Annotated in this window: 13 protein-coding genes; 5 read left to right on the top strand and 8 right to left on the bottom strand. The window is 71.2% G+C overall.

Annotation, left to right across the window (positions count from 1 at the left end; all coding sequences use genetic code 11):
• Positions 1-179 precede the first annotated feature (179 nt).
• A complete protein-coding gene (locus tag R9Z33_RS19240; protein WP_318648175.1) occupies positions 180-2,927 on the top strand; it encodes a hybrid sensor histidine kinase/response regulator in 2,748 nt (915 codons plus the stop codon).
• 60 nt (positions 2,928-2,987) lie between these two features.
• Here the strand turns inward: R9Z33_RS19240 and R9Z33_RS19245 are convergent, their stop codons facing one another.
• The gene (locus R9Z33_RS19245; RefSeq protein ID WP_318648176.1) at positions 2,988-3,653 is read right to left on the bottom strand and encodes a DUF4189 domain-containing protein; all 666 of its coding nucleotides are present in this window, start codon (positions 3,651-3,653) and stop codon (positions 2,988-2,990) included.
• 167 nt (positions 3,654-3,820) lie between these two features.
• Between R9Z33_RS19245 and R9Z33_RS19250 the strand changes: the two genes are divergently transcribed.
• Complete coding sequence (locus R9Z33_RS19250) at positions 3,821-7,678, top strand: PAS-domain containing protein (RefSeq protein ID WP_318648177.1); 3,858 nt, start codon at positions 3,821-3,823, stop codon at positions 7,676-7,678.
• Between the two features lie 10 nt (positions 7,679-7,688).
• Here R9Z33_RS19250 and bcp read toward each other — a convergent pair whose 3' ends face one another.
• The 5 genes from bcp to R9Z33_RS19275 form a co-directional block, all read right to left on the bottom strand.
• Positions 7,689-8,156 (bottom strand): thioredoxin-dependent thiol peroxidase, encoded by a 468-nt coding sequence (bcp, locus tag R9Z33_RS19255; RefSeq protein WP_318648178.1) that lies wholly within the window; start codon positions 8,154-8,156, stop codon positions 7,689-7,691.
• 54 nt (positions 8,157-8,210) lie between these two features.
• Entirely contained in the window at positions 8,211-8,849 is a 639-nt protein-coding gene (locus R9Z33_RS19260; protein WP_318648179.1) for an aspartate/glutamate racemase family protein, read from the bottom strand.
• Between the two features lie 3 nt (positions 8,850-8,852).
• Complete coding sequence (locus tag R9Z33_RS19265; RefSeq protein ID WP_318648180.1) at positions 8,853-9,302, bottom strand: hypothetical protein; 450 nt, start codon at positions 9,300-9,302, stop codon at positions 8,853-8,855.
• A 21-nt stretch (positions 9,303-9,323) separates the two neighbouring features.
• Positions 9,324-10,586, bottom strand: a complete 1,263-nt coding sequence (locus R9Z33_RS19270; protein ID WP_318648181.1) for an MFS transporter — start codon at positions 10,584-10,586, stop codon at positions 9,324-9,326.
• Positions 10,587-10,680: 94 nt separating this feature from the next.
• The gene (locus R9Z33_RS19275) at positions 10,681-11,103 is read right to left on the bottom strand and encodes a globin family protein (protein ID WP_318648182.1); all 423 of its coding nucleotides are present in this window, start codon (positions 11,101-11,103) and stop codon (positions 10,681-10,683) included.
• A 137-nt stretch (positions 11,104-11,240) separates the two neighbouring features.
• Between R9Z33_RS19275 and queA the strand changes: the two genes are divergently transcribed.
• The 3 genes from queA to queF are packed head-to-tail and all read left to right on the top strand — an operon-like array spanning position 11,241 to position 13,878.
• The gene (gene queA / locus R9Z33_RS19280; protein WP_318648183.1) at positions 11,241-12,299 is read left to right on the top strand and encodes a tRNA preQ1(34) S-adenosylmethionine ribosyltransferase-isomerase QueA; all 1,059 of its coding nucleotides are present in this window, start codon (positions 11,241-11,243) and stop codon (positions 12,297-12,299) included.
• On the top strand, positions 12,296-13,414 hold the full coding sequence (tgt, locus tag R9Z33_RS19285; RefSeq protein ID WP_318648184.1) for a tRNA guanosine(34) transglycosylase Tgt: 1,119 nt from the start codon (positions 12,296-12,298) through the stop codon (positions 13,412-13,414). Before queA ends, tgt begins: the two co-directional genes overlap by 4 nt.
• Complete coding sequence (queF, locus tag R9Z33_RS19290; RefSeq protein ID WP_318648185.1) at positions 13,411-13,878, top strand: preQ(1) synthase; 468 nt, start codon at positions 13,411-13,413, stop codon at positions 13,876-13,878. Before tgt ends, queF begins: the two co-directional genes overlap by 4 nt.
• Before the next feature lie 129 nt (positions 13,879-14,007).
• On the opposite strand, the gene R9Z33_RS19295 is transcribed toward queF, so the two are convergent.
• Both R9Z33_RS19295 and R9Z33_RS19300 read right to left on the bottom strand, forming a co-directional pair.
• Positions 14,008-17,598, bottom strand: coding sequence for an autotransporter domain-containing protein (locus R9Z33_RS19295; RefSeq protein ID WP_318648186.1), 3,591 nt, complete (start codon positions 17,596-17,598; stop codon positions 14,008-14,010).
• Between the two features lie 277 nt (positions 17,599-17,875).
• Positions 17,876-18,574 carry a Crp/Fnr family transcriptional regulator gene (locus R9Z33_RS19300; RefSeq protein ID WP_318648187.1) on the bottom strand — a complete coding sequence of 233 codons (699 nt, stop codon included), beginning with the start codon at positions 18,572-18,574 and terminating at the stop codon, positions 17,876-17,878.
• Between the last annotated feature and the right edge of the window lie 192 nt (positions 18,575-18,766).

An 18,766-nucleotide genomic window follows, 5' to 3' on the forward strand; every position in this document is an offset into this window, starting at 1 on the left:
CTGCAACATCCGCCACGGTGTGTTAAGAAAATTCCCGCATAGGTAGCATGGGCCGCCTTGGCCATGCGCCCCACGGGAAAAGGGAACGCGTGGCAATCGGGCGCGAGGAGAGCACAGGGTCGGGGCGCGCCGCGGTGCCGGCGCGTGGTCGTCGCTGGTGGGTCGTTCCCCCTCGCGCCGTGCCGGCCCTGATCCTCGCCGCCAGCTTCATCATCCTCATGTCGCTCGCCATCAGCACGGCGCGCAACCTCTCGCGCGGCGAGGCGCTGGCCGTGGCGGGCGCCGAGGCCGCCATCTCGCGCGCCGTCGCCGTCGCGCAATCCGTGCTGGACCGCCACTTCCTGCAGGTGGACGGCCAGGTCTCTGGCCTCGCCGAATGGCTGGAGCATGGCTTCATCTCGGCCGAGGACCCGCAGCGCGCGAGCCTCGCCCTCGAGCAGTTGACGGCGCACAGCTACACCCACCGCAACCTGATGCTGAGCGATGCGCGGGGCGAGGTCTGGGCCTCGGCCATCGCCACGCGCATCGGCCAGTCCCTGCCGCTGCCGCGCAGCGTGCTGGATGCGGCGACACGTGACGGCCCGGCCGTGCTGCACGGCCCGCTGCGGAACATGGAGACCGGCCTCTCCATGCTGCTGCTGCTGCGCCGCGTCGGCCAGGATGCCGAGGGCCGGCCCATCCTTGCCGTCGCCGAGGTCCCGAGCGCCATGATCACTGGCGTGCTGGCCCCCATGGTCAACCCGCCCGAGATGCGCGTCCGCCTGGAGAACCGGGACGGGCTGGTGCTGGCCGCGGGCCCCGGCCAGACCTTCCTGGTGGGCCAGGTGCTGCGTGCCCCGGAAACCGAGCGCCATGACGGCGACATGCGGCGCCGCGAGAGCCGCCAAGGCTCGGGCCATGTCTATGCCGCGGCGCGACCCATCATGCTGCCCGGCCTCTTCGCCGTGGTGAGCCTGCCCGAGGCGGCGGCGCTGGCCGGCTGGCCCACGCTGCGCCTCAGCATCCTGGTGGGCGCGGGCATCGCGGCGCTGCTCGTGGTCGCGCTGGCCGCTGCCCTCTTCTTCGCGAGCTGGAACAGCCAGCGCGCGGCGCGCGAGCGCGAGATGGCCGATGCGCGGCTGCGCGCGGCGATCGACAGCCTGCCCGACGGCTTCGTCCTCTGGGATGCCGAGGACCGGCTGGTGGTCTGCAACTCCCGCTATCGCGACATCCACGGCCCGGTCGCCCACATGCTGCTGCCCGGCCTGCCCTTCCAGGAGCTGGCCCGCGCCTGGGTGAACCAGGGCCTGCTCGCCCCGCATGGCCGCTCGCCCGAGGCCTTCATGGACGAGCTGCTCACCCGCCACCGCACCGCGACCGGCCAGCCCGAGCGCGAATTGCGGGATGGCCGCTGGATGCGGATCGCGCCCCGCCGCATGGCCGATGGCGGCCTCGTTGTCGTCGTCACCGAGATCACCGAGCTGAAGCAGGCGATGGGCGCGCTCGCCGCCGCGCGCGACGCGGCCGACCAGGCGACGACGGCCAAGTCCAACCTGCTGGCCCATGTCAGCCACGAACTTCGCACGCCGCTCGCGAGCCTGCTGCGCCTCGCGGATGCGCTGCAGCGCCAGGCCGGGCTGTCGGCCACCAACCGCCACCAGGCGGGCATGGTGGGCGCCACCGCGCGGCACCTGCTGGCGCTGGCCAATGAGGTGCTGGACCTGGCCGCGATGGAGGCGCAGAGCCTGACGCTGCACCCCGAGGTCGCGGCCACGCAGGAGATCTTCCTCGACGCCGTCGCCATGGTCCGCCCGCTGGCGGAGGCCAAGGGCGTGGCGCTGCGCTTCACCTCGGACGGCCTGCCCTCGCATCTGCGCGTGGATGCGACGCGGCTGCGCCAGATGGTGCTGAACCTGCTCTCCAACGCCGTGAAGTTCACGCCCGAGGGCAGCGAGGTGCGCCTCGCGGCCCGCGCCGAAGCGGGGCGCCCCTTGGGGAGCCTCGTCTTCGAGGTCTCGGACCAGGGCGCGGGCGTGCCCGAGTCCGAGCGTGCGCGCCTGTTCCGCGACTTCACGCGCCTCGCCTCCAGCCTGCCGGAAGGCACGGGCCTCGGCCTCTCCATCACCGCGCGGCTCGCGACGCTCATGGGCGGGCGGATCGGCTGCGCCGATGCCGAGCCCGGCCCCGGCGCGCGATTCTGGATCGAGCTGCCGCTGCAGCCCGCCGCCGCGCCGGAGCCCGAGGCCGCATCCGAGCCCGCGCCGCCGCGCCGCCTGCATGTGCTGGCGGTGGATGACGCGCCCTCCAACCTCTCGGTCCTGCGCGCGCTGCTGGCGCAGAGCGACATCGAGCTGGAAACCGTGACCGAGGGCCGCGCGGCGCTGGAGGCGGTGGAGATCGCCGCGCGCGAGGGGCGGCCCTTCGACGCGGTGCTGATGGACGTGATGATGCCCGGGATGGACGGCAAGGAGACGACGCGCCGCCTGCGCGCCCTGCCCGGCACCATGGGCCGCATGCCCGTCATCGCCGTCACCGCCAGCGCCTTCCCCGAGGACATCGCCGAGACGCGGGCGGCCGGCATGGACAGCCATGTGATCAAGCCGGTGGACCGCGCGCTGCTGCTCAAGGCCCTGGCCGCCGCGACGACGCCCCCCGCCCCGGCCGAGCCCGCGCCCGAGGCGCTGGAGGCGTTGCGCCCCATGCTGCTGGCCGAGCTGAACCTGCGCCTCACCCAGCTCGACATCGCGCTGCGCGAGGGTGCGCCCGCCATCCCCATCGTGCATGCGCTGGCCGGCACCATCGGCCATCTCGGCGCGCCGCAGCAGGTGACGCGTACGCGCCGCGTGCTGCAGGCCCTGCGCGAGGAGGACCCGGCGGCGCTGAAGCTGGCCCGCGCCCTGCTGGACGAGCTGCGCTTCAGCTTCCCCGACGCCACGGCCGCCGCCTGACGCGAAAAGGGCGGCCCGCAGGCCGCCCCCTTTCGCCACCCGGAGAGAGAAAGGGCCGGTTCAGCCCTGGCCGCGGCACTGCACGGCGGCGATCCGGCAGGTGGCGTGCCCGTCGCGCGACCGGCATTCGGCCAGCGCGTCCCGCTCCGCCGCCTCGCGCGTGTCGCCGCTGCCGGCGCTGGTGGCAAGCACGTGGAAGGTGGAGGCGTCCGAGGTCATGAAGAGGGCCGATTGATGCCGGCGCACCGCCTGGGCCACCGCGCCGCAGGCGGCGGTGAACTCGGCAACGATGCGGCAGCCGGGGCCCGCCTGGGTGCAGCGCGCCTCGGCATGGCGGTAGGCGGCGAGCCGGTCGCGCTCACCCACCACCAGGCCGAAGGCGGCGGAGGGGCTGCGCGCGGCGAAGACCACGCCATGGTTGGCGGGCGGCACGGGGTGCGCCACCAGCTGGCCCAGGCCCGCCGCCGGGCGGCGCGTCTGCTGCTGCACGAAGGCCGTGCCCGCGCCGCAGCGGAGCTGGCAGGCCTGGGCGGCGGAGGGGTGCGCGCCCGGCCGGGCGGCCTGCTGCAGGCAATCGGCCCGGCAGGCATTGGCGAGATCGGCCTGCATCCGGCTCATCCGGTCCTGCTGGGCGCGGCTCGCCGCCCCCGGCGCGGCGCTGGCGGAACCGATGGCGCCCGCCAGGGTGGTGGCGGCGATCAGGGCGGAGAGGAGCAGGTGGCGCATCGGGTGGTCTCCAGAAGGCGGTGCGTTTCGATGACCCCAAATTGCCCTGCCCCTGTCGCAACAGGATCGCGCCGCGCGCGCCGCTTCGTCGCGTCTGTCGCGTGCTGCCCCGGCCCGGCGCGACAGACGTGACAGAAGCCGCGACGAAAGCATGACATAACCCGGCCATGCCCAATGACGCCGTCCCGATGGGCGGGGCCGATCATGACGCCGCCCTGCTCGATGCCCTCTTCGCCCTGCCCGATGCCGCCTATCTCGACCTGGATGGCGCGGGCCGCATCCGCCGCCTGGCGGACGGCTTCGCGCGGCTGCTGCGCGCACCGCCCGCCACACCCGGCGAACCCCTGGCCGACTGGCTGGAATCGCTGCTGGCGGATGGCGTCTTCGCCATGCCCTCGGCCTTGCCGCATCTGCTCGCCCCCTTCCAGGCCCCGGCCGGCGGCACGGCGCGTTGGGCGCGGGCCGATGGCCGCGCGCTGCATCTCACGGTCCAGGCGCTGCCGGGCGGCGGGCGCCTCGCCCGGCTCGCGCAGATCCGCGCCGACGAGGAATCGGCGCATGAGCTGCTGCGCAGCGCCTACCTGCTGGAGAACGTGACCGACGCGGTCGTGCTGATGGACCCGGAGGGCACCATCCTCGACAACTCCACCGGCCGCGGTGACCTGCTGGGCCTGCCGGATGAGCTGGTGAAGCCCGGCCGCACCCACCAGGACATCCTGCGCTTCATGCATCGTCGCGGCGATTACGGCTTCGACCAGGATGAGGACGAGTTCGTGGCGCAGCGCCGCGCCATGATCCTTGCCGCCGGCCGCTTCACCCTGCCGAGCCGCATGCCGGACGGCCGCTGGGCCGAATACAATTTCCGCCCCCTGCCGAATGGCGACCTGCTGATCCTGGTGCGCGACGTGACGGAGCTGCGCAACGCGCTCGCCGCACTCGAGGCCGAGCGCGCCGAGCGCGAGGAGGAGCGCCGCCGCGCCACGCTGCTGCTGGAAAGCACCGAGGACGCGATCCTGCTCTTCGACGCGAAGGGCGTGCTGCTCGAGACATCGCGCAACGTGGATGACCTCTACGACCTGCCGCCCGAGCTCTTCGCCCGCGGCGCAACGCATGAGGGCCTGCTGCGCGCGGTGCATCGCCGGGGCGACCATGGCTTCGAGGAGACGGAGGAGCAGTTCGTCGGCCGCATCCGCCATGTCGTCTCCAAGCCGGGCCGGCGCCAGGTGGTGCGCGTGCTGCCCAATGGCCGCTGGGTCGAGGTCACGATGGACACGCGGCCGGACCTCTCGCTGCTCATCAATGTGCGCGACATCACCGGCCTCAAGAAGGTGCAGCTCGCCCTCGAATCCGAGCAGCAGAAGCTGCGCCGCGTCATGGACAACATGCGCGACGGCGTGATGCTCTTCGACACCGAGCTGCGCTGGACCATCGTCAGCGAGCCGATCAAGCGCTTCTTCGACCTGCCTGAGCATTTCGGCGTGGGCACCAGCCTGCGCGAGGTGACGCGCTTCCAGACGCTGCGCGGCGATTTCGGCCCCGTGCCCGAGACGGAGGAGGCGCTGAGCGAGGCGATCGAGGGCCGCATCCAGGCCCTGCTCGACCCCGGCGGCCGGCGCTATGTCCGCAAGACGGCCAATGGCTACTGGCTCGACATCCGCATGCAGCCGCTGCCCGATGGCGGGCTGCTCGCCTTCTACCGCGACGTGACCCTGCTCAAGCAGCAGGAGGAGCAGGTGGAGGCCGAGCGGCATTTGCTGCTCGAGCTGCTGAACGGCCTGGACGAGGCGGTGGTGCTGCTGGGGCCGGACCAGTCGATCCTCGCCAGCAATGCGCGCGGCACGGATTTCCTGCCCGAGCGGCCGGAGCTGCTGGCCCCGGGCGGCAGCATGCGCGAGGTGCTGCGCCACCTCTACCGCCGCGGCGAATACGGCACGGACCTGGATGAGGAGGCGCGCATCACCGAGCGCCTCGCCTTCATCACCGACCCCGCCGGCCAGCGCTACACCCGCCCCGCGCAGGATGGCCGCTGGGTGGAGTTCCAGTACACGCCGCTCTCGGGCGGGCGCACGCTGATGCAGGCGCGCGACGTGACGCCGCTCAAGCGCGGCGAGGCGGAGGTGGAGGAGCAGCGGGCCCTGCTGGCCGAGGTGCTGAACTCCATGGACGCGATGGTGGTGCTGCTCGATTCCGAATCCCGCGTCGTCATGTCGAATGGGCGCGGCCGCAACCTGCTCAACATCCCGGCCGAGCTGGTGGATGAGGGCGGGTCGCTGCGCGAATCCATGCGCTACATGTATCGCCGGGGCGATTTCGGCTTCGACGAGCCGGAGGAGCATTGGGTGGATGGCCGGGTGAACGCGGTCCTCGCCGGCAAGCCCGTGCGCTTCACCCGCCCCGCGCCCGGCGGCCGCTGGCTGGAGTTCAGCTACAGCCCCATCGCCAAGGGCCGCATCATCGCCCAGGGGCGCGACGTGACGGCGCTCAAGGCGAGCGAGCAGGCGGCGATCGCGGCGAAGGAGGCGGCGGAGGCCGCGGCACTCGCCAAATCGAGCTTCCTCGCCGCCATGAGCCATGAGATCCGCACGCCGATGAACGGCGTGCTCGGCATGCTCGAAGTGCTCGGCCGCTCGGAGCTGAGGCCCGAACAGGCGCGCAGCGTGGCCGTGATGCGCGAGAGCGCGCATTCGCTGCTGCGGATCATCGATGACGTGCTCGATTTCTCGAAGATCGAGGCAGGGCGCCTCGATGTGGAGAGCATGCCCTTCAGCCTGCGCGCCATGGTGGAAGGCACGATCGAGACGTTGACGCCGGAGGCCAAGCGTCGCGGCCTCGCGCTCTTCGCCGATGCCGCGGGCCCGGGGCCCGATTGGCTGGAGGGCGACCCGACGCGCGTGCGGCAGATTCTCTTCAACCTGGTCGGCAATGCGCTGAAGTTCACCGAGCGCGGCTTCGTGCGCATCTCGGCCCAGGCCCAGGCGGAGGATAGCCGCGCGCTGCTGACGCTGACGGTGGAGGATAGCGGCCTCGGGATGGACGAGGCGACGCTGGCGCGCCTCTTCCAGCCCTTCACCCAGGCCGACAGTTCCACCACGCGGCGCTTCGGCGGCACGGGCCTCGGCCTCTCCATCGTGCGGCGCCTGGCCGAGCTGATGGGCGGGGAGGTGCGGGCCGAAAGCCAGCCCGGCCGCGGCAGCCGCTTCACCGTGACGCTCCGCCTGGGCGTCGCCGCGGCGCCCGAGGTGCTGACCGCCATCGCGCGCGGCGCCGCGCCGGCCGCCGCGCCCGCGCCGGAAGCCGCGGGCGGCGTGCTGGTGGTGGATGACCATCCGGTGAACCGCGAGGTGATGCTGCGCCAGCTCGAACTGCTCGGCCTCACCGCGCAGACGGCGGTGGATGGCGCCGATGCGCTGGCCCGCTGGCGGGAGGAGCGGCAATCCATCCTGCTGCTCGACATCCACATGCCGGTGATGGACGGCTTCGAGCTGGCCCGCGCCATCCGCGCGGAGGAGCAGCGGGCTGGCCTGCCGCGCACCACGCTCATCGCCGTCACCGCCAATGCGCTGAAGGGCGAGGCGGAGCGCTGCTACGCGGCCGGCATGGACGGCTTCCTTGCCAAGCCGCTGCACCTCGATGGCCTCTCCCGCGCGCTGTCGCGCTTCCTGCCCGCGCTCGCGACCGAGGGTGCCGCGCAGGGCGGCGCGCTCTTCGACCCCGAGGCGCTGCGCGGCCTCTTCGGCCAGGACCGCGCGCGGCTCTCCAGCATCCTGGAGAGCTTCGCCGAGCAGGCACGGCATGACATCGCGGCGATGCAGGCGGCGGACACCGCCGCCCTCGGCCAGGCGGCGCACCGCCTGAAGGGTGCCGCGCGCATGGTGGGTGCCAGGCTGCTGGCCGAGCAGGCCCAGGCGGTGGAGACGGCGGTGAAGGAAGCCCAGGAAGAGACGGCCCGCGCCGCCGCCGCGACGCTGGACCGCCTGCTGGGTGAGACGCTGGAGGTGGCCCGGCCGCTGCTCGACAGCGCCTGAGCCGCCAGGATCAGAGCGCGGCCGCGGCTTCCATCACCTGCGCCGCATGCGCCTCGGGCTTCACCTTGCGCCAGATCGCCTTGATCTTGCCGTCGGCGCCGACCAGGAAGCTCGTGCGCTCCATGCCCATGTACTTCTTGCCGTACATGCTCTTCTCGACCCAGGTGCCATAGGCCGTCGCCACCTTCTGGTCGGCGTCGCTGGCGAGCGGGAAGGTCAGGTTGTACTTGGCCGCGAACTTCTCGATGGGCGGCATGGCGTCGGGGCTGATGCCGATCACCTCGAGCCCGATCTTGCCGAGCTGCGGCAGCGCCTCCTGGATGCCGCAGGCCTGCTTGGTGCAGCCGGGCGTGTCGGCCTTGGGGTAGAAATAGAGCAGGTAGGGCTTGCCCTTCAGCGCCTTGGCGCTGACCGTGCGGCCGCCGGTGGCGGGCATGGAGAAATCGGGCGCCTTGGCGCCGACGGCGAGCTCGCTCATGCGATCATTCCCTTGCTGGTGATGCGGTGGAAGATGCGTGCGCTCCGCGCCGGTTCAACCACCGAGCATGCGCTTCAGCTTGCGGACCGCGCTTCCCGGCGTGGAAAACACCGGCCGGCCCGTCGCCTGCTCCACCATCGGCGCCACATGCGCGAGGCTGAACTGGCCAAGCGCGATGGCATCGCAATCGGCCAACCGGCGCGCGGCCTCCACCGCCAGGCGGTCATGCTCGGCGATGTTGCCGGCATCGAGGGCGGCGAGCGCCCCCTCGGCCAGGCATGGCACCACCTCGATGCCGGCCGGGAATTCCGGCGGCATGGAGGTCAGCGTGCCGGGGAAGGTCGCGAGCAGCCCCACGCGCTTCGCGCCGGAGGCGATGATCTCCTCGATCATCGCCTCATTGGGCTTGAGCACGGGCATGGCGGCATGGTCCGCCGCCACCGCCTCGATGCAGGGGCCGAAGGCCGAGCAGGTGAAGAGGATCGCCTCGGAGCCCGTGCCGGCGGCATAGCGGCCGAGCGTGCGGAAGCGCTCGGTCATGGCCGGCGTCAGCTTCCCCTCGCGCGCGAGGTCGGCCGAGAGGCTGTCATCCATCAGGTTCATCAGCGTCTGGCCGGGCCAGAGGGCCGCGAAGGCGGCCTCGATCGGCGGCGGCGAGTGACGCAGCGCATGGATCAGGGTGATGCGGGCCATGGCTCAGACCGTCTTGCAGCGGCGCAGCGCGCCCGGGAATTCGACGCAGCCGGGCAGCAGCACCTCATCCGGGCCGCGGCGGGAGACGCGCAGCAGGTTGGGATTGCCGTCGCAGCCAAAGCCGATCTCGGGCACCGGCCGCCCACCGACCGGGATGAGGCGGAATTCGAGGCCATCCGGCGTCACCGCCACCGATTCGATGGCGCGCTGGCGATAGGCGTAGTCGAGGCTGGAGACGCGCATGATGAGGTCCCGCATCACGATCAGCGCGACATTGCCGAAGCAGCCCGGGCCTTCCGTATCCACCGCCGGGAAGATGCCGCCGGTCCAGCTGCCGAACATCCATTCATGCGGCGGGCCCTGGCGCGGCTGGGCCAGCGCGGGCGCGGCGAGGATGGCGGGCGTGGCCAGAAGGCCGGACAGGGCCGGCAGGAAGGAACGGCGGCGCAGCATGGGGGCTCCCGGGGAAATGCCTCAACCCGTTGTAGCGGCTCGCGGCGGCGGCGTCATTCCCGGTGCTTTCGGACCCGGATCAACGGCCTTGGGGCCATCCTGCACGGGAATATGCATGAGCGCCGCGAAGGCCGCCGCCGCGATGCAGAGGCTCCACATCAGGTCATAGCTGCCGGTGCGGTCGAAGATGTAGCCGCCGAGGAAAGCGCCGGCGAAGCCGCCCAGCTGATGGCCCACGAAGACCAGGCCGAACATGGTGGCGAGCCAGCGCGTGCCGAAATTCCGTGCCATCAGCGCCACGGTGGGCGGGATGGTGGAGAGCCAGAGCAGGCCCATCACCGCCGAGAAGATCAGCACATTGGTCGTCGTCTTGTCGGCCAGGAGGAAGATCGTCATCAGCACGCCGCGGCTGGCATAGATGATGATCAGCAATTCGCGCCGCTTCCAGCGCTGCGACAACTCGCCCGAGATGAGCGAACCCGCGACGTTGAACAGCCCGATCAGCGCGATGGCCGCGGCCCCCACGCTCGCCGGCAGGTGGCAGCTCGCCACGAAGCCCGGCAGGTGGACGGCGAGGAAGCTCACATGCAGGCCGCAGACCGAGAAGCCGAAGAAGATGTACCAGAAGGTCGGCGTGGTGAGGCCGAGCTTGAGCGCCTGCATCGCCGTCTGGTCATCCTGCCCGGCCTTGGGCGGCGCCGGCCGGCCATCCAGCGGGAGCGCCAGCGGGATCATCAGCAGCGCGGCCCCGGCCAGCAGGAAGAGGGCGCCCTGCCACCCCGCGACATTGATGCCGAGCTGCGCCAGCGGCACCACGGCGAACTGCCCGAAGCTCGATCCCGCGGTGCCGAGGCCGACGGCGCGCCCACGCAGGTGCTCGGGCAGCAGGCGCGTCAGGCTGGCGTTGATCACGGGCATGCCGGCGGCCGAGACGGCGATGCCCATGACGATGCCGGCGAAGAAGGTGAACATCGGCAGGCCCTGGCTGAGCGCCATGCCGAGAATGCCGATGGCGTAGAGCGCCGCGCCGCCGATCACCACCGTCCGCCCGCCGATCCGGTCCGCCACCTGGCCCACCAGGGGTTGGGCGAAGCCGTTCAGCAGCACCTGCAGCGCGATGGCGAAGGCGAAGCCCGAGCTGGACCAGCCGAGCGTGGTCGTCATCGGCGCGAGGAAGAGGCCGAAGCTCTGGCGCAGCCCGGTGGCGAGCGCGGCGCAGATCACGGCGCCGGCGATCAGCAGGGTGGCACCGCCCATGGGGGCACCGCGGAGCGTGGCGAGCATGGGCGTGACCTCCTGGACAGAGTGTCAGTGTTTCACGCCCCGGCACGCCGCCACAAACGCGCCCAGCGCATGGCCGGACGCCAAGTCATGCATCCTAAGCCGCGCGGCGGCTATAGGCCGCGTCCATCATCACATCGGCCAGCACGGCGAAGGCCTCGGCCCAGGCATCCTCCACCTCGGGGGTGAAGCCCTCGCCCAGACCCTGGCGCAGCGTCCAGAGCAGGGCGGCGCCCACGCTGGCATAATGGTGGCGCTCCACGCCGTAATTCACGTGGCGGCGCGCCATGTCGCGCAGCTTGGGCACCAGCACGTCCGGCCGCTCCAGCGAGGCGACGGCCATGGCCAGCGCCTGCATGAGCTTGGTGCCCTGCGCCGCCATGTCGGTCTGGGCAAAGAGCGGCCGCGTGCTGGGGTCAATCTCCATCAGGCGTTGGTAGAAGAGGGCGGCGGCGGGCCCGGCGATGGGGAGCACACGGTCGAAGCTGGTGCGCAGCAAGGCGATGCGGTGCGTGTCCATTTTTCGTTCTCCAATGCGAACGATAACAGGCTAGGCCCGCTTCGTGTCAGGAAGATCGTGCAAAGCGGGCGAAATTGTCGCGTCTGTCGCGCGCCCGGCGTTGCGTGGGCCGGGCGCCCGCGCTACCGCCCCGGGCCATGTCCCTCTCCACCGCCGATTTCGACTACGCCCTGCCCGAGGCGCTGGTGGCGCAATGCCCGATCCGCCCGCGCGATGCGGCGCGGCTGCTCGTCGTCCGCCCCGATGCGCTGGAGGATCGCGGCGTGCGCGACCTGCCGGGGCTGCTGCAGCCCGGCGACGTGATGGTGGTGAACGACACCCAGGTCATTCCCGCCCGCCTCCATGCCCGGCGCGGGGAGGCGCGGATCGAGGTGATGCTGAACCGCGCCGAGGGCGATGGAACCTGGCACGCGCTGATCCGCAATGCCCGCCGCATCCGCCCTGGCGACACGCTGGCGATCGAGGGCAGCGACCTCACGGCGCGGGTGGTGGAGAAGTTCGAGGGCGGCAGCGCGCGGCTCGATTTCGGCAGCGACCCCGAAAAGCTCGCCGCCGCGCTGGACCAGGCGGGCGAGATGCCCCTGCCCCCCTATATCCATCGCGAGGCGCCACGCGGCGAGGATCGCGCCGACTACCAGACCATCTTCGCTGCCCGCCCCGGGGCCGTCGCGGCACCCACCGCCAGCCTGCACTTCACGCCGGCCATCCTCGACGCCCTCGCGGCGCGCGGCGTGCAGCGCGCGACCGTCACGCTGCATGTGGGCGCCGGCACCTTCCTGCCGGTGCGCGATGGCGACCCACGCGCGCACAAGCTGCACCATGAATGGTGCGAACTGACGCCCGAGGCGGCCGCCATCATCAACGCGGCGCGCGCCGAGGGGCGGCGCATCCTCTGCTGCGGCACCACCGCGCTGCGCCTGCTGGAGACGGCCGCCATGGGCATCACGGACCGCCGTGCGCCCATCCCGCCCTTTCGCGGCCTCACCGACCTCTACATCCTGCCTGGCTTCGAATTCCGGGCGGCGGACCTGCTGATGACGAACTTCCACCTGCCCAAATCCACGCTGCTCATGCTCGTCGCGGCCTTTGCGGGCCAGGCGCGCATGCGCGCCGCCTATGAGCATGCGGTGCGCGAGCGCTACCGCTTCTTCTCCTATGGCGATGCCTCGCTGCTGTTCCGGGAGCCCACGCCATGACGCTGCACTGGACGCATGCGGCCACCGATGGGCGTGCCCGCGCGGGCATGCTGCACACCGCGCATGGCGAGGTGCCGACGCCCGTCTTCATGCCCGTCGGCACCGCCGGCACGGTAAAGGCGATGACGGCGGATGCGGTGCGCTCCACCGGTGCCCGCATGGTGCTGGGCAACACCTACCACCTGATGCTGCGCCCCACGGCCGAGCGCGTGGCGCGCCTGGGCGGCCTGCACCGCTTCATGGACTGGCACGGCCCGATCCTGACCGATTCCGGCGGCTTCCAGGTGATGAGCCTCTCGGGCCTCCGGAAGATGGACGAGGATGGCGTCACCTTCCAATCCCATGTGGACGGCTCCAAGCATCGCCTGACGCCCGAGCGCAGCATCGAGATCCAGCATCTGCTGGGCGCCGATGTCACCATGAGCTTCGACGAATGCACCCCCTTCCCCGCCACGCATGAGGAGGCGGCGAAATCCATGCGCCTCTCCATGCGCTGGGCGGCGCGCGGGCGCAAAGCCTTCGTGGAACGCCCGGGCCATGGCCTCTTCGGCATCGTGCAGGGCAGCACCTTCGAGGACCTGCGCGCGGAGAGCGTGGCCGCGCTGACCGAGATCGGCTTCGAGGGCTACGCCATCGGCGGCCTCGCGGTCGGCGAGGGCCAGGAGGCGATGTTCGCGACCCTCGACTTCACCACGCCGATGCTGCCCGCCACGCATGCACGCTACCTGATGGGCGTGGGCAAGCCCGCCGACCTGCTGGGCGCCGTGCGCCGCGGCGTGGACATGTTCGACTGCGTGATCCCCACGCGCTCGGGCCGCATGGGCCGCGCCTATACCTCGCGCGGGCAGCTCAACCTCAGGAACGCGAAATACGCCGAGGATGACCGCCCGCTCGACCCGGACTGCTCTTGCCCGGCTTGCCGCAACCACAGCCGCGCCTACATCCACCATCTGCTCAAATGCGAGGAGATGCTGGGGCCGATGCTCCTCTCCTGGCACAACATCCACTACTATCAGGCGCTGATGGCCCGCATGCGCGAAGCCATCCTGGCGGGCCGCTTCGAGGCGGAGGCAGCGCTCATCGAACATGATTGGACGAAGGACGGCGAAGCATGACCGCCAAGACCGAAACCGCCGGCCTGACCATGCTGGGCGCGCATACGGCGATGCCCGCGAACCCCGATGAGGCGGTGCTGGAGCGCGTGCCCAACCCGCACCGCGACTTGGCCTATTGCATCCGCTTCACCGCGCCTGAATTCACCTCGCTCTGCCCGCTCACGGGCCAGCCGGATTTCGCCCATCTCGTGCTGGACTATGTCCCGCGCGACTGGATCGTGGAAAGCAAGTCGCTGAAGCTCTTCCTCGGCAGCTTCCGCAACCACGGCGCCTTCCACGAGGCCTGCACGCTCGACATCGCGCGGCGGCTGATCACCCTGCTCGATCCGGTGTGGCTGCGCATCGGCGGCTATTGGTATCCGCGCGGCGGCATCCCGATCGACGTCTTCCACCAGACCGGCACGCCGCCCGAGGGCGTGTGGATCCCCGCGCAGGACGTCCCGGGCTATCGCGGCCGGGGGTAATTCCGAGCCGCTCGGATGAGAGCCCATCTCACAGGAAGTGCAGACCTGAGGAGCCCCTGGCGAGCTGGCCAGGATGGGTCGAAAAGGCCGGGGCCGCCGCGCCACCGACCCACCATGAAGAGCACCGCCTCAGAACAGATAACGCAGCCTCGCCGTACCCGCGACCTGTTTCATATTGCCCGACCACTCGCCATCCAGCCGCGCGCCGAGCGTGACGCCGCCCATGATGTCCGTCTCCAGGCCCAGCGAGACCAGCGCGGCGTTGGCCTCCGGCCGCGCGCCCCGCAGCGTGAAACCCGCGCCCGGCAGCGAGGTGAAGGCCATGTTCATGGTGGCGTCGCGTTGCAGATAATGCGCCCAGGAGGCGCGGGCGAAGCCCTGCACGCGCCGGCCGGCCCATTGTGTTTCGCCCTGGATCTGCCCGCCCAACTCGCTCCGCAGGGTGGTGTTCGTCCGGGCGGCCACGGTCAGGCCAAAGGCGTTCCCCGTCATCGCGCTCTGCTCCGCATAGCTTGAATTGTCGACGCGCTGGAGCTGCAAGGCGGCAACCGGCAGCGCACGCAACCCAAATGCCGCGATACCATCCTGCCGGGCCTCCATCCGCAGCGAATAGACCTGCACGCCGGAACCACCGCTTTGGCGGTCATTGCCCAGAGCGTAGATCGTCCGCCGTGTATCCACATCGAGGAAGGTGAAAGCCCCGGCCGCCGCCAGCGTGAGGCTGCCCAGCCTTGTACTGCCATAGGCGCCGATCTGGCCGTAATTGCCGCGCGACTGGCCCAGCCCGTTGCTGAGGCCCGCATTGCTCTCACCCACCGCGACGGCGATGCCCGCGAGGCTCTGCGCGCCCTGCAACAGATCGAGCCCCAGCACGAAGCCGGAGCTGCGCGTCGTCCGCGCCGCCGTGCCATCCGCCGCATCGCCGGAGGTGCGGTTGTAGACCCCCGTGGCGGTGCCCCAGACGGCATGGCGCTTGCCGGCCCGCGCATCCTCTTCCAGCCGAAGCCGCCCGCCCAGCATCGCCTCGCGCCCCCAGCCCAGCGGGTCGAGCACGGTGGCAAGGAATTGCGCGCCCGCCAGTTGGCCCATGGCAATGGAGGCCGTCGCCACCTCGCCCGAGAGTTGGTTGATCGCGGCGCCGATGCTGCTGGCCGGCTGGTTGTAAACATCGAAAAAGGGCGAGAGGTTGCCGCCCGCACGGGCCGCGGAATCAAGGGCCGCAGCGGTGGCGACGACGTTCTGGCCGAACAGCCGGACGGTGCCTTCCGCCCCGCTGGCCGTCCCGCCGGCCGCGGCGAGCGCCAACAGGCTCGGGGTCAAGGTGAGGCGCAGCTCCGTCGGAGTCGCGCTCACTTGCGGCACCACGCCCGCGCCGAAGCTGCCGGTGGTGTTGATGGCCGTGAATTGCCCCGTGACGCTGGCGGCCTGGATGATGATGTAGGACGTGCCGAAGCTGTAGCGGCCACCGAGCGGGACGAGTTGCAACACGCCCCCCAGCCTCGCGGAGCCGCTCACCTGGATGCGATCGGCCGTGTCGCCCTGCACCTCGATCGAGGTGGTGGAGCCGGCGGCGAGCGTCAGATCGCCGCCGATGCGGATGGTCCCGATGGAATTGCCCGGGGCCAGCGTGCTTCCGCTTGGCACAACCAGGCCGGGAAGCGTTCCCGTCCCGCCCAGCGTGCCTCCATCCAGCACCACGACCGAGCGCGCATCGAGGGAGCCGTTCACCGACAGCGTGCCGCCATTGATCCGCGTGACACCGGTATAGGTGTTGTCGCCGGTCAGGATGAGGTTGCCGGGGCCATTCTGCACCAGGCCACCAGAGCCGGAGATCGCATTGGCGACCGTCAGCGTGCCGGCGCGGTTGAAGACAAGCATCCCGTTATTGATGACGGGGCCCGGCGTCGCGATTCCCAGGCTGCCGGTCGTCCCCCCGTTGCCGACCTGCAAGGTGGCACCTGGGGCAATGCGGGTGGCGCCGGAATAGGTGTTGTCGCCGGTCAGGATGAGGGTGCCGGGACCAGCCTGCACCAGGCTGCCAGAGCCCGAGATCGCATGGCCGACGGTGAGGCTGCCGGCCCGGTTGAAGATGAGTGTCCCCTCGTTGATGACGGGGCCGGGGCCAGGCGATCTCAAGCCGGGGATGGGCGGACCAGGCATGATTCCGGTCCCCAAGGTGCCGGTTGTCCCTCCATCGCCGATTTGCAGCGTCGCACCGGCATGGATGCGTGTGGCGCCCGAATAGGTGTTGTCGCCGGTCAGGACCGTACGCCCGCCCGCGATGGTCAGGCCCCCGCCGGAGAATTGGGGAAATGAAGCGGGCATATCCGTGATTTGCCCGGCGAAGTTGCTGTTCCCGCCCGCCGCGCCGAGGGTGAGGGTGGCCGAGCCCAGCCGCACGACGCCCTGTCCCTCCAGGCTGTTGACGCGGCGCCCGGCTTCGCTGCGCGCCTGGGAGATGTCGAGCACCCCGGCGGAGCCGATGATCACCCGCCCCGTGCCGTCGCCCATTGTTCCGGCCCCTTGCAGGGACAGGTTGCCGCGCCGGATCGTCGTATTGCCGGAATAGGTGTTGGCGCCGGCCAGGATCAGGCGATCGGCCGTGTTGGCCTCGACCGAGCCGGTCCCGGAGATGACGGCTTCGATGACATGCACGTAGCCCGCGAAGACCAACGTCCCATTGTTCACCACATCCCCAGGGAGGTTTGCCGTATTATACGGGCCGAAGGGCACCGCGAGGCGGCCAACGAATGGACCCGCGCCCAAGATGAGCGTGCCCGCGCTGTCGATCGTGGTGCCGCCCGTGTAGCTGCTGCCCCCCGCATAGATGACGGTCCCCTGCCGGATGCGGACCGAACCGGGGCCGGAAATCACGCCATCGCCCACGCCACCCAGGCTCAGCGTTCCCTCCGATACGCTCAGTTCCAGCGCCCCGCTATTCGAGATGACGCCGGTCACCGACGCTTGCGGTCCAAAGGTCAGGTGGCTTGTGCCCTCGCCGAGCACGATGGAGGGTGCCGCGAAGATCTGGTTGTCAATGAGCCCACCGGAGACACGCCCATTGATCGTGAGCGTCAACCCACTGCCGATGATCGCGACGCCGGTGCTGCCACCACCAGAGACATTCCCATCCAGCCGTGCCGTCACACCGGGCTGGGTGAAGACAAGGCCCGCGCCGCCCGCCCCCTCACCGCCCCCGGGTGACGCAAACCCGCCAGCGCCACCAGCGCCGCCCGTGACCGACGCCGTGAGCGTGCCCAGATTGCCGGTGCCGGTGATGACCGCGCCAATACCCCCAGCCCCGCCGCCACCGCCGCCCCCCTGCGGAACACCGATGATCTGGAAGGGGACCGAGCCACCAGCGCCGCCCGCACCGCCCGTGACCGCCGTGCTGGGCAGGCCCGGACCGACCCAGCCATGGGCCCCGCCACCGCCACCGCCGCCGCTGGCAAAATTATTCACCGCATCCGCCCCCGGCTGGCCAGCGGCGCCCGGCGTGGCACCACCCAGGCCGCCGGCGGCGCCCGGTCCGCCATTGGCCGAGCCCGCGCCTCCCGGCCCGCCCGTGACACCGGCACCGCCGCCACCACCGCCTTGCAGCCCGCCATCCGGCCCGGCAACACCGGCCCCGCCCGGCGTGACCAGGTTGGTGACCCCGCCCGCGCCGCCCGAGCCAGAGTAGTCTGCGCCATTTGCACCCTGCCCGCCTTGGGCGGCCACCAGGCCCGGCGCCAGCAAGCTCGCACAAAACAGCCAAAGGCCTGCGCGGCCGGGCGATCGACCATGGCGAAGCCGGTTGCGCTGCGAAGAGCGTGTTTTGGTTGTCAGGCCATCGCCCATGACCGGATCCTAAAAGAATTCATGAATCGCTGTCTGCGGCTTTTTGCATGCGGAGGGAAGTTATGCTACCGAACCACAGGGTGTGGCCGGGGCTGAGCGCGAAGCTTGCCGAGAGGATGATCCACCGCTGCGGTGACGCCACTCAGCGGAACACGCTCTACCCCCCCGTCGCCGTCCGGAAGCTCGTCTCCACCTCCGCGATCAGGGTCGCCGGATCGGGCAGCACGAGGCCACCGCGCCCGGGGGAGGCCAGCCCCTCCCGCGTCAGCGCGCCCAGGATGCGCGTCACCACCTCCCGCCGCGTCCCGATCCGCGCCGCCAGCTCGTGATGCGGCCGTGGCGGCGAGACGACGACGCCCTCGCCCTCCCCCACGACGCGCGGGCGGGACATCCGCAGCAGCAGGGCGATCAGGCGCGGCCGCACCGGCAGGATCGTCAGCTCCAGCAGGCGCGCATCCTTCTCCCGCACCAGCGCCGCCAGCATGCGCATCACCTGGTGCGACGCCTCGGGCGTGGAGAGCGCGAAGGACATGAAGGGCGCGGCGGCGATCACGCAGACCCGTGCGCGCGTCAGCGCCACCACGCCGACCGAGCGCGGCCCGCCATCGATCGCCGCGATCTCGCCGAAGAACTGCCCGGGGCCCAGCTCGTTCAGGATGATCTCGTGCCCGCCCGCGCTGCGCATGACGATCCGCACCTCGCCCTCGGCGATGAAGAAGACGTCCCGCGCGGGGTCGCCCGCCTCCAGCACGGTCTGCCCCGGCTCGAAGCCGTGCCAGCGTGCGGCGCCCGCCAGCGCCTCCAGCGCCTCGGCCGCGAAGGGCCGGAAGAAGGGGAAGCGGGCGAGGTCGTCCATCGTGCAGGGCTCATCAGGCGGATTCGGAGCCGGCAGTCTGGCATGGCGGTGGCGGCGCGTCTCATGCCGCGTCAGGGTTCGGGATGTCATGCGGGCCGGGTGCCTCCTGGAGCTGGACCCGCGCATGCTCCACGGCGGCATGGCGCGCGGCTGTGACCCAGCGCACCCACGAAGCGGACGGTCTCCGCCCAG

Origin of the sequence: Sediminicoccus rosea (genome assembly GCF_033547095.1) — a bacterium.
GTDB classification, from domain to species: Bacteria; Pseudomonadota; Alphaproteobacteria; order Acetobacterales; family Acetobacteraceae; genus Roseococcus; species Roseococcus rosea.

Bases quoted from the DNA above. Each gene is read 5' to 3' on its own strand.
- R9Z33_RS19245 (WP_318648176.1), bottom strand. From the start codon at position 3,653: ATGCGCCACCTGCTCCTCTCCGCCCTGATCGCCGCCACCACCCTGGCG.
- R9Z33_RS19250 (WP_318648177.1), top strand. From the start codon at position 3,821: ATGCCCAATGACGCCGTCCCGATGGGCGGGGCCGATCATGACGCCGCC.
- bcp (WP_318648178.1), bottom strand. From the start codon at position 8,156: ATGAGCGAGCTCGCCGTCGGCGCCAAGGCGCCCGATTTCTCCATGCCC.
- R9Z33_RS19260 (WP_318648179.1), bottom strand. From the start codon at position 8,849: ATGGCCCGCATCACCCTGATCCATGCGCTGCGTCACTCGCCGCCGCCG.
- R9Z33_RS19265 (WP_318648180.1), bottom strand. From the start codon at position 9,302: ATGCTGCGCCGCCGTTCCTTCCTGCCGGCCCTGTCCGGCCTTCTGGCC.
- R9Z33_RS19270 (WP_318648181.1), bottom strand. From the start codon at position 10,586: ATGCTCGCCACGCTCCGCGGTGCCCCCATGGGCGGTGCCACCCTGCTG.
- R9Z33_RS19275 (WP_318648182.1), bottom strand. From the start codon at position 11,103: ATGGACACGCACCGCATCGCCTTGCTGCGCACCAGCTTCGACCGTGTG.
- queA (WP_318648183.1), top strand. From the start codon at position 11,241: ATGTCCCTCTCCACCGCCGATTTCGACTACGCCCTGCCCGAGGCGCTG.
- tgt (WP_318648184.1), top strand. From the start codon at position 12,296: ATGACGCTGCACTGGACGCATGCGGCCACCGATGGGCGTGCCCGCGCG.
- queF (WP_318648185.1), top strand. From the start codon at position 13,411: ATGACCGCCAAGACCGAAACCGCCGGCCTGACCATGCTGGGCGCGCAT.
- R9Z33_RS19300 (WP_318648187.1), bottom strand. From the start codon at position 18,574: ATGGACGACCTCGCCCGCTTCCCCTTCTTCCGGCCCTTCGCGGCCGAG.